Raw genomic sequence first — 14,039 nt, 5'->3', positions numbered from 1 at the left:
GTATAACTAAAGGGGTATATTTTCAAGTTTAATAAATATCTATTTCAACTCATTCCAGTATTCTTTATTTGCCTCTATCAAATCATCAAGTAATGGTTTTGCTACATCAGTATTTACAACTGTACGATTTAATACAAGAGCCTGTAATGCCTTTATATAACTTCCTTCAAGGCAAGCATCAACTGTAAGTTTTTCGTAAGCATATTGATTTTCTATAAGTCCTTTATAGAAAGTTTTTATAGGTCCTACTGTCAAAGTTTCAACTCCATTGCTTCCTATACGACAAGGTACCTCTACCATAACTTCAGGGTCAAGATTTTCAATGGCTCCCTTATTTTCAGCTATAGTTAAAAATATTTCCTTTGTATTATTTGCTAAAGCAGTAGCCAAATCTACTATATATTCTGCATGACATCCTACATCACTGGTAAGCTCAAATTCAGTTCCACGTATCTTTCCTAAGGAAATAATTTTCTCCATTTTCTCATAGGTTTCCTTTTCATTTCCGTCCATAACTTCATTAGCTCTTGTATAATTTGGATCCTCTTTTTCAAACATTTTTCTTGGATATAAATAATATTGAAGATAAGTGTTAGGAAGGTATTCATCATAATCATTGATCATCTTACTCATAAAATGGAAAGTTGCCTTCCATGAAGGTTCCTGGAAAAGTGGTTCTGTTTGAACATCTACAGGCTTTTTCAAAATTTCTCTTAATTTTGGAAGATAATCTGCTCCTGTTTTTTTGTCAAGAATATGAGTAAACCAACCGAAGTGATTTAATCCAAAGTATTTAGGTTCAAGATCTCTTCTCTTCATTCCAAGTACACTGGCATACATATCCATAATAGCAATTGGCATATCACAGATATTTATAATTCTATAGTCATCTGGAAATACTCTTTTAGTTGCCTCTGCTACGATGGCAGCTGGATTCGAATAGTTTAATATCCAACACTCTGGCGAATACTGACGAATTAATTTTATTATATCTATTACAGCTGGAACACTTCTCATTCCATAGGCAAATCCGCCTGCACCACAGGTTTCCTGACCAAGGCATCCATGCTTTATGGATATTTTTTCATCTTTTTCACGCATCTTCATTCTTCCTGCACGAATCTGCATCAGTGCAAAATCAATGTCTGTAAATGCTTCCTTAGGATCAGTTGTATAGATAATTTCTTCTAATTCAGGATAGTATTCTTTAAATAAAATCTCTGAATACTTTCCAACAATTTCTTGACGTTCCCTTTCATTATCGTATAACACAATCTTTTTAAGTGGAAATCTTTCCTGGTGATTACATAACATAGCTAACATATCTGGTGTATAACGACTTCCTCCACCTACAATACAAATTGAATATCTTTTCATTTTAATCCCCCCAAAATAATTTGTTAATTCTTCATATATATAATTAATACTGATATTTGATAAACTCTAATATTATAGAACCGTTAATTACCTGTTGATCATAAATACATTAGTAACTATTCAGATTCTATTTAAATGTCCCTATGCCTTTATTATATTTTTTTTAACTTATTCTTCAATAGATTTTAGAGCTTAATGAAATTGTTTACCTATAATGAAAATTTTCACTCTTATAAATAAAGAAATGATACAAAATTTCTCTGCATCATTTCTTACAATCAATATTCTCTTCCATTTTCAAGTATTTTTTGGAATACTCACTTAAAACCAGTTCAAATAGGATAATTAAATTGGCTGTAAATAAGTTGGGCTGATAGTTCTCTCTTTCTGATCTGTTTCCAGACACCACAACAGTATAATTGGCTAAATTTTTAAGCAGTGAATTTTCATTGGCTGTTAGAGCAATAACATGAAAACCATTGTTAATAGCAACTTTAACCTTATCTATAATAGTTGAATTATTTCCAGAATAAGAAAAAAATAAATATAATCCTGGGTTTGGCACATGAAATGCTTCAAAATGATAGCTGTTGAAAGCATTAAATCCAAAGATAAGCAACTTCTGTAAATAGTAATCTCGTGCACTATCACATATTCCAAGAGAATCTAAGTATATTTTTGAATCACGATAACACCAAAGCAAATTACAGAGCTCATTAACATAATTCTCTGAGGAATTATCTTTAAAGATTCCATTCATGTTAGAAAAATCAACAGAAAGTGAATTTTTCCTTGATGCTAAAGTTACATAAAACATCTCACTATATCCGCTAAAGCCCAATTTTTTTGCCAGTTTTACAATGGTTCCCTTGGAAACAAAACAATCCTTTGCTATGGTTTCTATATTTACTCTTTTATTTTCATTTATGTAATAATTAATTCTATTTAAAATATTATTCTCTAGATCTGTGAGATTTATATCGTTATACATGAAACTCACCTTTCTATTTAGTTTTATACAGATTTTAACTAATTGTAAGACATTATTATTCTGTAAATCTAAACTCTTTTTAAAAGTGCTTCAATTATTATTTTAGACATTAACAAAAAAAATAACAAGTAAATGCAAGTAAAATATCCAAATATATTTCCTTTAAAATAAAGTTTAAATTCATAGATCTTATAAAAAATAATTGACAAATTATTAAAATAGTTATATCATGTAACTATAATTTAAACGGTTACAACAGAATATTGTGATTGTTACTGATTCGATCAGGCGAGACCTTAATTGATGAGAAAAGAAAACTTTATTTCTTCTCTTATTAGTTGGGGTTTTTATTTCCTAAAAATCAATAATATCTATTGATGAGGTGATACAATGATAATAAAAAAGATATTTAACAATAATGCTATAGTTGCTAAAGATTCAGATAAACATGAATATGTAATTATGGGCTGCGGAATTGCCTTTAAAAAAAATGCGGGAGAAAAAGTAGATGAAAATCTAATAGAAAAAACTTTTATTCTTAAACAAAAGGATGCTTCTGAAAAGTTTAAACTCCTATTAGAAGACATCCCCTCAGAACATGTCTCTCTATGTTACGATATTATTGAATATGCAAAAAATATATTAAAAGTTGAATTTAATGATTACATATATATTACTCTTACGGATCATATCAGCAATGCAATAAAATTATTTGACAGTGGAATAGATAATCCAAATGCACTAATTTGGGAAATAAAAAAATTCTATCCTAAGGAATTTCAAATAGGATTAAAAGCATTGCAATTCATTAAAGATGAACTTGATAAAGAACTTCCGGAAGATGAAGCTGCCAATATTGCACTTCACTTAATAAACGTACAGGGTAATATATCAAATGACAAAACAGGTAATGTTTCAAAACATACAAAAATGATTAAAGACATTTTAAACATAGTTAAATACACTTACAACATTACTCTAGATGAAAAATCCATTAATTATGAAAGATTTGTCACTCATTTAAGATTTTTTTTTCAAAGGCTGGGCCAAAAGAAAGATACAGCTTTAGAGGATGACTTTTTATTAAACCATATTAAAACAAAATATAGTAAAGCTTATAACTGTATGCTGAAAATAGAAAAATATTTGGAAACAAAATTATCCAATGAAGAGCAGCTGTATTTGACTGTTCATATTCAGAGGGTAACTCAAAGAAATTAAAAATTATAATATAAATAACTTATTTATAAATTCATAAAAATCACTGTATATTACCTACAATATTAAACCTTTACAATTCAATATGAGGATTGTTACTGATTCGATCAGGCGAGACCTTAATTAATGAGAAGAAATCCTTTGTATTTCTTTTGATTAATTAAGGTCTTTATTGTTTAATTTTACAAAAATATTATTTGGGTTATTACTGTTAAATCAATAAAAATCAATAATTAACTGCGTCTATGGACTTTGTTCTTTTTATAAATATTACAGAAAAGGAGATATAAAAAATGAAATATGAAAATTTAGCTAAAGATATTATTAAAAATGTAGGTGGAAAAGAAAATATAAATGATTTATTTCATTGTATTACACGTCTGCGTTTTAAATTAAAAGATGAGAGTAAAGCCAATACTGAAGTGTTAAAAGACATGGATGGTGTTGTGACAGTAGTTAAAAGCAGTGGCCAATATCAGGTAGTTATTGGAAACAACGTAGCAGACGTGTTTGATGCTATTATTAAAGTCAGCGGCCTTCAAACAAATTCAGAGGAAGAACCTGCTGAAAAATCAGGAATATTTAATAAATTTATTGATGTGGTTTCAGGAATATTTGCACCAATTCTTGGAATGCTCTGTGCATCAGGTATTATCAAAGGCTTTACCTCCCTTCTTGCAGCTTTAAATATAATTGAAAATACCTCTGGAACTTATTATATTTTGTATGGAATAGGTGATGCTCTATTTTACTTTTTCCCAATTGTATTAGGATATACCTCTGCAAAAAAATTCAAACTCAATGAATTTGTTGGTATGCTTATAGGTGCAGTTCTTATATATCCTTCTATAGTAAATTTGACAGCAGGCAAACCGCTGTACACTATATTTAATGGTACTGTAATTGAATCCCCTGTATATATAACTTTTCTAGGAATTCCTGTTATACTTATGAGTTATTCCTCAAGTGTTATACCCATTATATTGTCAACTTATGTAGGATCTAAAATAGAAAAAATATTTAAGAAAATAATTCCAGACGTGGTTAAATCTTTTATAGTTCCAGTTTGTACTCTATTAATTATAGTTCCTTTAACTTTTATAGTTATTGGTCCAGTGGCAACCTGGGCTGGAAAACTAATTGGTGCTGGAACCTTGGCCATATATAACTTGAGTCCAATTATTGAAGGATTGGTTTTAGGGGCTACCTGGCAGCTATTTGTAATATTCGGAGTACATTGGGGATTACTGTCAATATTATTTAACAATTTATCAGTAATCAAGTATGATGCAGTTATAGCTCCATTCTTTGCAGCTTCCTTTGCACAAATAGGTGTTGTACTGGCAATTATTCTTAGAACAAAAAATGTGAAACTGAAATCCTTAGCAATACCTGCATTTATTTCAGGACTTTTTGGTATTACTGAGCCAGCTATTTATGGTGTTACTTTACCACGTAAAAAACCCTTTATTATAAGCTGTGTAGGTGCTGGTCTAGGTGGTGCTATAATGGGCTTCATGGGAAGCAAAGCTTATATGCTTCCTGTGGGAATCCTTGGAATACCAAGCTATATCGGCCCCAAAGGATTTAACAGAGATTTTTATGGAGCTATTATAGCTATTATAATAAGTTTTGTATCAAGTTTCTTAATAATGCTTATTTTAGGAGTCGTCAACGAAAATAATGAAGAAAAGGCAGCTAAGATAAGTAGTACAGATAAAGAAAATTTGTTATCAAAACAACAGATAATAAACAGCCCCTTAAAAGGTGAAATTAAATCTCTTTCAGAAGTTAAAGATGAAGCTTTTTCAAAGGGTATTTTAGGAAAAGGTATTGCTATAGAACCAACAGAAGGTAAAGTAGTTTCCCCTGTAGATGGAGTTGTAACCACCTTGTTTCCTACTGGTCATGCCATAGGAATAACAAGTAATAATGGAGTAGAAATACTTATTCACGTAGGTATGGATACTGTTCAACTGGAAGGTAAATATTTTAGTCCTAAAATAAAACAAGGAGATACTGTAAAATCAGGTGAAGAATTATTGGAATTTGACATAAAAGCTATAGAAAGAGAGGGATACTCCATTGTAACTCCAGTGATAATAACAAATTCCAATGACTACCTGGATGTCATTGAAACAGGAAAAGACAATGTAAATTATAAAGAGGATCTATTGACGGTAATGATATAATTCTTTAGTTATATAAGCTTTAATTGTAACATCCATTGTAAACAGTCTGTATTTTAGATACTAATTCTATAATGCAGACTGTTTTAAAATTATACAGGCTATATGATTATTGGTAAACATCTACATATATCCCAACACTCAACTTTACATATAATTAAAAATTTTTACTGTCAATTGTATAATTTTTATGAGTATACTTTGTTTTTAAGTGTAATAGTGTTAAAATTATATTATATAAAATAATTATTTCACAAAATATTTTATATAATATAATAAATTACAAATTTCATATAATAATTAATCTTTATTAAAATTTATTTGTGTTTTAATCTTAAAAAATACTTTAATTAATGAAAGGAGGCACTTGCTTTGCATAGTGTACAAGAAATTTCTCCAGAAATATTTTGGGTTGGAGGAAATGATAGAAGACTGGAACGTTTTGAAAATATGTTCCCTCTACCAAACGGAGTATCCTATAATTCCTATGTAATATTAGATGATAAGACAGTACTTCTTGATACAGTTGATTCATCAATTACCGATCTATTTATAGAAAATGTAACGCATGTTCTTGGAAACAGACCATTAGACTACCTTGTAATTAACCATATGGAACCAGATCATGGTGCCAATCTTGAAAGAATAGTAAAACTTTATCCAGAGGTAAAAGTAGTAGGAACTAAAAAGACCTTTGAATTCTTCCGTCAATATTTTAATACTGATATATCTGCTAACAGTATAGTAATAGAAAAAGAGGGTACAGAAATATCCACAGGAAAGCATACTTTAAGCTTTTACTTTACTCCTATGGTACATTGGCCAGAAGTCATGGTAACTTATGAAAAATCCAAAGGAATTTTATTCTCTGCAGATGCTTTTGGAACCTTTGGTGCTCTAGCAGGAAATCTTTTTGCAGATGAAGTAGATTTTGAACATGTGTACTTAGAAGATGCTAGACGTTATTATACTAACATTGTAGGTCGTTATGGCATGCAGGTTCAGAGTGCTTTGAAAAAACTTTCATCTCTTGAAATCAATATGATCTGTCCTCTTCATGGACCTATATGGCGTGAAAATATTTCTTACTTCTTGGATAAATACAATCACTGGAGTCTGTACAAACCTGAAAAGAAAGGTGTAGTTCTATTTTATGGTTCCATGTATGGAAATACAGAAAATGTAGTGAATGCTCTAGCTAACAAGCTTGCACAGAAAGGTGTTAAGGATATGCGTATTTATGATGTATCCAAAACTCACCCTTCTTATATAATATCTGATATATGGAAATTCAGTAATATGGTAATTGCTTCACCAACTTATAATTTAAATCTTTATTTCCCTATGCATACAATATTACATGAACTTTCTGTATTAGGCTTTAAAAATCGCAAAGTTACAATTTTAGGCAATCATACCTGGGCAAGTGTGGCAGTAAAAGAAATGAAAGCCATGATTGAAGGCATGAAGGATATGGAAATTATAGGTGAACCATTAGATACAAGATCTTCACTTAAATCAGAACAGGAAGCTAAGCTTGATGAACTGGCAGATAAAATTTATAAATCTTTAGATGAATAATAATATATTATATTTATAAACTTTCACCAATGACATTTTCACTTTTTAGATAATTATTTAAATTTATGCATATAAAAAGTCTGTGTAACAATATGCACCTATGTTACACAGATTTTTAGCCTTTTTACTTTCACCTGACTAACTTGGCGTAAGTCTCCCACGCACGCTGTGAAAGTGATTCGCACCAAATTAAAATTTTGGTTCCCTACTTTTCTTCAAGTGGGAGTTCGACGCCAAGTAAGCCATGCATTTGCAGTTCTAAAATTCAGATGGGGTAAAAGAATCCCCACCTGAATTAAGAACTTGCTTCAAAGTTTTTAGATTAATTCTTTGAACCTGTGCTTGCTATACCTTGGATGAATTGTTTCTGGAATATTATAAATAGTATAAGCATAGGCCATATAGCTATCATTGAACCTGCCATAAGCTGTGGGAAGTTTGTAGCATACTGACCTTGAAGTGATGCTAGTCCTGATGCTAAAGGCATTTTTTCTATGGATGTATTTACAATTAAAGGCCACATCAAGTCCTTCCATGCAAATAATGCAGTAAATATTCCAATGGCAACTAGTCCTGATTTGGTTAATGGTAACATTATTTTATAAAATATTTGCCACCTGTTACATCCATCAAGTACTGCTGCTTCTTCCAATTCTACAGGTATTCCTATAAAGAACTGTCTTAAGAGGAATGTACCAAAGGCACTTACAATTCCCGGTACCACTAAAGCTCCTACAGAGTTTAATAAGCCGAGCTTTGAAACTATAAGATATTGTGGAATTATGAATATTTGTCCTGGAATCATCATCTGTATAAGTATTATCATAAAGAAAGCATTCTTCCCTGGAAATTCTATTCTGGCAAAAGCGTAGGCTGCCATAGCACTAAAGAAAACTGAGAATATAATTCTAAAGAGCATCATAAGAAATGTATTTACATAAAAACTAGCAAAGGGCAGTTGATTCCAAACATCACTATAATTTCCAATATTAAAAATTTTAGGAATAAACGTAGGTGGAACCTGTGTTGATTCCGTAAGAGTTTTCAATGAAGTTATTATCATCCATAAAAATGGAAGTAACATTGCAAAAGCTCCTATTATCAATATAATATGAACAATAATATTTGATTTTGAATTATTATTTTCCATAATTTACACCTCCATAAAATTAATCGTAGTGAACCCATTTTTTCTGTAATTTAAATTGTATTACAGTTATTATCAATATTATTGCCAATAAGAGTGTTACTATGGTTGAACCATATCCTTTATCATTTATAACAAAAGAATATTTATAAAACAGATATACCAAAGATTGAGTAGATTGCAATGCCGCATTTGTCCTGTCAACCATCATAAATATCAAATCGAATATCTGAAGTCCTCCGATTATAGATGTAATAACTACAAAGAACATAGTAGGTGATACCAATGGAAAAGTTATACTGAAAAATCTTCTAATTGGACCTGCCCCATCTATCTCTGCCGCTTCATAAAAAGTCTTAGGAATCTCCTGAAGCCCTGCAAGTAAAATTATCATATTATATCCTAAAACACTCCATATACCTACTATAATTACAGATAAAAGAGATAGTTTAGGATCAGAAAGCCAGCTTGGGCCTTTTATGCCTACTAAAGATAATAAATAATTAAATAGTCCATATTCTGAATTGTAAAGCCATTTCCAAACCATAGCTATAGCAGCCGGTGCCGAAACTACTGGTAGAAAATAAATTACACGATATATAGTTTTTCCTTTAATATTTGCATTTAAAAGTACAGCAACAACTAAAGAAAGAATTACACCAATTGGAACAGAAATTATAGTGTATTTAAGTGTATTTAAAGTTGCTTGCCATACTTCAGGGTCAGCAAATAATTTCTTATAATTGCTTAATCCACTCCACTGCATCTGACTAAAACCATCTACTGTATTGAAACTCAATATAACTGTCTGAATTAGAGGCCATATATTTAAAATAATAAGTCCTATTATTGTAGGTGCAATCATAATATACGCCCAGGTATAATCCTGAAATTTTCTTGAAGTCTGCTTTTTTTCTGAAATTTTACCTACAGCTTTCATTTTTACTCCTCCTTCTATCATAACTAATTAATAAATCGTATTATATATATGATCCAACTTATGTCTTACTTTAACATAAGATAAAATATCATAAACCACTAGTATCTTTCGATAAATTTATTAACATTTGGGTTGTAGTAATTGGTGCAATTTGCGCCAATTACTACATTAAATTATTTCTTTTCTGTAGCTAACAAATCATTCATTTGTTTAGTAACCTGGCTAGTTCCCTGATCTACAGTAAGTTGACCACTAAAAACTTTTGTCATTGTTTCATTTTGAATTGGATACCATTTTGCTTTTGTTTCTGAATTAGGGAACACAACTCCATATTCAAGCATTTCTGGATATACTTTTACATTAAAACCTTTGAAAGCATTTACCCAGGATTCTTCTGTCCCTTTATAAGCTGATATTGCTGCGCCTTTTTCTCCGTGAATAGTATTAGCTTCTTTACTTCCTAAGTATTCTAGGAACTTCCATGCTTCTTCTGGATGTTTAGTCTTTGCAGAAACAGAATTTGCCAATCCATTATATATAGTTGCTCTTACTTTTCCTTTTGGCATAACAGCTACATCACAATTTTTCGCAACATACTCATTTGCTTGAAATTCACTTAACATCCATGATCCGAATAATCCCATAGCAGCTTTTCCTGATTCAAAATATTGTGTAAAAGTTGTATCTGCAAATTGCTGCTGAGTTGGAGAAACTTTATATTTTCTGCTTAAATCTACATCCCATTGTATAGCTTCCTTTGTAGCTGGTAAATCAAATCCTGATTTTGTCTTATCTGGTGAAAGAATATATCCCTGATTTTGATAAACAAAATTATAATAGCCTTGCTCGTCATCTGCTGGAGCTATAAACCCATATACTCCCTTTGAAGGATCCGTTAATTTTTGTGCAGCTTCTAAAAGTTTATTCCAATCCCAGGTATCATCTGGATAAGGTATACCCTTTTCATCAAACATAGTCTTATTGTACCATAATCCTATAGTTGCATAATCTTTTGGCATTGCATAATATTTTCCTTTAACAGTATAAGTATCTACAAGGCCTTTAGGGAAGTTACTCATAGAGGCCTCTTTACTATCCTTTATTCTATCAGTTATATCCATCAACATATTTCCACTAGCATATTTTAGATATTGATTTGAATGCATCCAGAATACATCTGGCATAGTTCCACTGGAGGCTCCTGCATCAAGCTTCGTCCAATATTGATCCCAAGGTGTTACTTCTACTTTTACAGTAATGTTAGGATTTTTCTTATGAAATTCATCTGCTATAGCCTGCATTCCCGGTTGTTGATTTTTATCCCAAATGGAATAAGTAAGTGTTACATTTCCCCCTGAAGAACTTTTTGAACCTCCACAGCCCGCAAATACAGACATTGTTGTTAAAAGCCCTAAAGCAATGGCAGCAATCTTCTTTAAATTTTTCCTCATTTTAAGATCCCCTCTCTTATCTTAATAATTTAATATGATGACTCGGCTCTATTTTAGTTAACGCATTTATGTATTTCTCCATAAATGTTGAGCTTTTAATACTTATCAAAAGTAAAACTCAATGATATTTTACTATTTATTTTACTTTTGTTTACGTTTTCATTATATCAGATAACGTTTTCAAATAACATATTAATTTTCTACGATAAATTATAATCTGCTACAATAAATTAGTAATAATGTCTATAATAATTGGAGTTTTTCAATAGATTAAATTAAAAATATAACTTTTTACTTAAAAATAAGCAACAATATCATTTAGTAAAATTTTATTAAATACCCTTATAGAAATAAATTCTATTTAAATAAATTTTTCTATTATTATACTTAGACTTAAAAAATACAAAAAAAGAATTTATATTCCAAGTTCATATGTCTATATTTTCAATTTAACTTTTAATTATATATAAAATATGATAAAATCAAATATAGAAAACCTTTTCTAAATTATTTATATGTAAGTTAAACTTTTAAAGATTTTATTATAATCTCTGTTGATTTTATAAGTTTATTTACTAAAATTACATATATAAAAATTATATATACAATTTTCTGTAAATTTATCATAAAAATTTTTGAAGTAAATATACTTTATTACACTGCCATACATAAAACAATTCATAATCATCTTATGTTTTTACTGCAATTTAAAAAATAACAAATTAAAAGGAGATTTTTATTTTATGATTTATAAAAGCAATTTTAAAAATATGAATTCTATAACATTAGAAAACGATTTATTAAAAGTTATTATTATTCCAGACTTAGGCGGTAAGCTTGTTTCTATTTATAATAAATCATCAAATTTTGAATTACTATTTCAAAACAAAGAAGATAGTTATAAAAAGCCAGAGTTGAACTCTGATTTTGGTTCTTTCGATGCTTCAGGTTTTGATGATGCTTTTCCTACTATAGATATCTCTAAAATAAACTATCAAGGTCAAGAGATTTTATATCCAGATCACGGTGAAATATGGAGCTCACCTTTTGATTATAGATTTATAGATGATTATCTTGAATTAACTTTTTCAAGCCGCATACTTCCCTATAACTATAAAAAAGTTATCCATCTTGAAGAAGATACAGTTAAAATAAAATATACCATAGCAAATAAGGGGACATCCCCTTTCCCTTGCATTTGGGCCATGCACTGCCTTGTAAATTGCAGTGAAGATATGGAAATATACTTTCCAAAGGATACTACCGAAATTATAAATGTTCATGACAGCACAGTACTAGGCAAAAAGAATTCAATTCACAGCTACCCTGTAACCAAAGATATAAATGGCAAAGACTACAATTTGAACAGAGTTGGCAGCAAAGACTTAAATAAAACTGAAAAATACTATATAAATGGCATCGTAAATGAAGGAGAATGTTCTATATATTATCCAGAAAATTCATCACTGTTTATGATAAATTTTGATAAGAATAAACTTCCCTATGTTGGATTTTGGGTAACTGAAGGTGGCTTTAGGGGTGACTATAACTGTGCCCTTGAACCTACAAACAGCTTCTATGATGATATAGACACTGCCTTTAATAATAATAAATTGTACTATTTGACCCCAAAGGAGCCTCTACAATTCGAAATTTCACTAGCACTTAGAAAAGTGGAAAAATAACCATAGAATTAAAGTATAAATTTTAAAGAACAAATATCAAATATGAAAAAGTTCCAGTAATAAATACACTTAATAAGTGGATAGCGGGTAGTTGACAGTTGGTTAAACTTTTTACACTTTTAACCACCCACTGTCCACTATCAACTAAGAAGAGTTTCATTCTTTCAACGCCAAATAATCCATGCATTTGCAGTTCTAAAATTCAGATGGGATAAAAGAATCTCCACTTGAATTAAGAACTTGCTTCAATTTATTATTTGCAATATAACATAGAGAAATCATACTAATAATATTGATTACAGGTAATGCCATAGAAACAATATATATAATACGGACATTTCTATTTTGTGCCAATACAGAAATTATGCGAATGGTTCCATTTATAGATGTTATAAAAATAGTAACTATTAAAATTAATATAGCTATTATGGAAATTCCTGCAATTGCAATTAAAAATCCCATAATAAAGAAATCTTTCATATTTTATGTAATTCTCCATTCCTTTCTAAATTAGAGTTAATCTAATATATATTATATCATTTAAAATTATTTGATTGAGTGATTAATATAAAAATATACTTGAAATTTAAAATCATATTGACATTAATACCACATTAATTTAAAATTGATACTGATATTCATTATCATTATTTGCAAAGGAGATACATATATGATTTTTATTTACTCATTAGCTATAATCACTATTTTATCTTTAGGCTTTACTTCCAGTATCAAAACCCGTTATAGTATTTATTATTCTTTAGCTGCATTTATCTCCATATTAATAAGTATATATGAGATATTGAGGCTTCTTTCAAATGCTAAACTAAGTGGATTAATTCTGAGTGTAGAAAAGGCCTTTATGCATGGAAATGTTGCTGTATCCTTTTTTATTCTAGTAATGTTTGCAGGAGCACTAAACACAAAGTGGAACATAACAAGAAAGTTATTCAGTATTAGAGCTCAATTAGCAATTTTAGGTTCCATATTTATATTGCCTCACGGAATTTTATATTTAGTTAGATTCTTCGTATTAAAACTTCCCAATATACTCAGCGGCAAAACAAATTCAACATTATATTTAATTTATATGGCAGTTGGATTAACAGCCTTTGTTATATTAATTCCACTTTTTATTACATCCTTTAAAAAAGTAAGAACTAAAATGAATGCTTTACAGTGGAAAAAACTTCAGAGATGGGCCTATCCATTTTATTTTCTCTCATATATACATATATTAATTGTATTATTAAACGATGAAAAAATTGATTTAATAAGATTAATTGGTTACTCTTTTATCTTTGCTTCATATTCACTATTAAAGCTTCTAAAGCAGTTAAAAATCAACAAAATTAGAGTTAAAAACTCTTCAAGCTATAGTAGGTAAAAATATACGAATAAAATTTATTATATAACATAATAATCAAAAAGAAAGTCAAGAACTTCTGATCATTTTCGGA

General features: G+C 29.6%; 11 protein-coding genes. 5 read left to right on the top strand and 6 right to left on the bottom strand.

The window, feature by feature from the left end:
- Window positions 1-39: 39 nt before the first annotated feature.
- Both CLPA_RS02700 and CLPA_RS02695 read right to left on the bottom strand, forming a co-directional pair.
- Window positions 40-1,377 (bottom strand): 6-phospho-alpha-glucosidase, encoded by a 1,338-nt coding sequence (locus tag CLPA_RS02700; RefSeq protein ID WP_004455265.1) that lies wholly within the window; start codon window positions 1,375-1,377, stop codon window positions 40-42.
- 265 nt (window positions 1,378-1,642) lie between these two features.
- Window positions 1,643-2,368: a MurR/RpiR family transcriptional regulator gene (locus tag CLPA_RS02695; RefSeq protein ID WP_004455264.1), complete on the bottom strand. Its 726-nt coding sequence runs from the start codon at window positions 2,366-2,368 to the stop codon at window positions 1,643-1,645.
- Window positions 2,369-2,758: 390 nt separating this feature from the next.
- Between CLPA_RS02695 and licT the strand changes: the two genes are divergently transcribed.
- From licT to CLPA_RS02680, 3 genes are all read left to right on the top strand, one after another.
- Window positions 2,759-3,589 (top strand): BglG family transcription antiterminator LicT, encoded by an 831-nt coding sequence (gene licT, locus CLPA_RS02690; protein WP_004455262.1) that lies wholly within the window; start codon window positions 2,759-2,761, stop codon window positions 3,587-3,589.
- A gap of 290 nt (window positions 3,590-3,879) precedes the next feature.
- Window positions 3,880-5,778 carry a beta-glucoside-specific PTS transporter subunit IIABC gene (locus CLPA_RS02685; RefSeq protein WP_004455261.1) on the top strand — a complete coding sequence of 633 codons (1,899 nt, stop codon included), beginning with the start codon at window positions 3,880-3,882 and terminating at the stop codon, window positions 5,776-5,778.
- Window positions 5,779-6,147: 369 nt separating this feature from the next.
- Window positions 6,148-7,356, top strand: coding sequence for an FprA family A-type flavoprotein (locus CLPA_RS02680; RefSeq protein ID WP_004455260.1), 1,209 nt, complete (start codon window positions 6,148-6,150; stop codon window positions 7,354-7,356).
- A gap of 322 nt (window positions 7,357-7,678) precedes the next feature.
- Here the strand turns inward: CLPA_RS02680 and CLPA_RS02675 are convergent, their stop codons facing one another.
- The 3 genes from CLPA_RS02675 to CLPA_RS02665 all read right to left on the bottom strand — a co-directional run bounded on the left by CLPA_RS02675 (window position 7,679) and on the right by CLPA_RS02665 (window position 10,894).
- Window positions 7,679-8,506 carry a carbohydrate ABC transporter permease gene (locus tag CLPA_RS02675; RefSeq protein WP_004455259.1) on the bottom strand — a complete coding sequence of 276 codons (828 nt, stop codon included), beginning with the start codon at window positions 8,504-8,506 and terminating at the stop codon, window positions 7,679-7,681.
- Window positions 8,507-8,525: 19 nt separating this feature from the next.
- Window positions 8,526-9,443 carry a carbohydrate ABC transporter permease gene (locus tag CLPA_RS02670; protein ID WP_004455258.1) on the bottom strand — a complete coding sequence of 306 codons (918 nt, stop codon included), beginning with the start codon at window positions 9,441-9,443 and terminating at the stop codon, window positions 8,526-8,528.
- A gap of 173 nt (window positions 9,444-9,616) precedes the next feature.
- Window positions 9,617-10,894, bottom strand: a complete 1,278-nt coding sequence (locus CLPA_RS02665; protein ID WP_004455256.1) for an ABC transporter substrate-binding protein — start codon at window positions 10,892-10,894, stop codon at window positions 9,617-9,619.
- 743 nt (window positions 10,895-11,637) lie between these two features.
- Between CLPA_RS02665 and CLPA_RS02660 the strand changes: the two genes are divergently transcribed.
- The gene (locus CLPA_RS02660; protein WP_004455255.1) at window positions 11,638-12,579 is read left to right on the top strand and encodes a DUF5107 domain-containing protein; all 942 of its coding nucleotides are present in this window, start codon (window positions 11,638-11,640) and stop codon (window positions 12,577-12,579) included.
- Between the two features lie 195 nt (window positions 12,580-12,774).
- Here CLPA_RS02660 and CLPA_RS02655 read toward each other — a convergent pair whose 3' ends face one another.
- On the bottom strand, window positions 12,775-13,059 hold the full coding sequence (locus CLPA_RS02655) for a hypothetical protein (protein WP_004455253.1): 285 nt from the start codon (window positions 13,057-13,059) through the stop codon (window positions 12,775-12,777).
- 190 nt (window positions 13,060-13,249) lie between these two features.
- Here CLPA_RS02655 and CLPA_RS02650 point away from each other — a divergent pair, with 190 nt between their 5' ends.
- A complete protein-coding gene (locus CLPA_RS02650; protein WP_004455251.1) occupies window positions 13,250-13,966 on the top strand; it encodes a ferric reductase-like transmembrane domain-containing protein in 717 nt (238 codons plus the stop codon).
- Window positions 13,967-14,039: the final 73 nt, after the last annotated feature.

The sequence above is a fragment of the Clostridium pasteurianum DSM 525 = ATCC 6013 genome (assembly GCF_000807255.1).
Lineage (GTDB): Bacteria > Bacillota > Clostridia > Clostridiales > Clostridiaceae > Clostridium_I > Clostridium_I pasteurianum.
This window is presented reverse-complemented; position numbering and strand designations above follow the sequence as displayed.

Coding starts and splice junctions, on each gene's coding strand:
- CLPA_RS02700 (WP_004455265.1), bottom strand. CDS start 1,377: ATGAAAAGATATTCAATTTGTATTGTAGGTGGAGGAAGTCGTTATACA.
- CLPA_RS02695 (WP_004455264.1), bottom strand. CDS start 2,368: ATGTATAACGATATAAATCTCACAGATCTAGAGAATAATATTTTAAAT.
- licT (WP_004455262.1), top strand. CDS start 2,759: ATGATAATAAAAAAGATATTTAACAATAATGCTATAGTTGCTAAAGAT.
- CLPA_RS02685 (WP_004455261.1), top strand. CDS start 3,880: ATGAAATATGAAAATTTAGCTAAAGATATTATTAAAAATGTAGGTGGA.
- CLPA_RS02675 (WP_004455259.1), bottom strand. CDS start 8,506: ATGGAAAATAATAATTCAAAATCAAATATTATTGTTCATATTATATTG.
- CLPA_RS02670 (WP_004455258.1), bottom strand. CDS start 9,443: ATGAAAGCTGTAGGTAAAATTTCAGAAAAAAAGCAGACTTCAAGAAAA.
- CLPA_RS02665 (WP_004455256.1), bottom strand. CDS start 10,894: ATGAGGAAAAATTTAAAGAAGATTGCTGCCATTGCTTTAGGGCTTTTA.
- CLPA_RS02660 (WP_004455255.1), top strand. CDS start 11,638: ATGATTTATAAAAGCAATTTTAAAAATATGAATTCTATAACATTAGAA.
- CLPA_RS02655 (WP_004455253.1), bottom strand. CDS start 13,059: ATGAAAGATTTCTTTATTATGGGATTTTTAATTGCAATTGCAGGAATT.
- CLPA_RS02650 (WP_004455251.1), top strand. CDS start 13,250: ATGATTTTTATTTACTCATTAGCTATAATCACTATTTTATCTTTAGGC.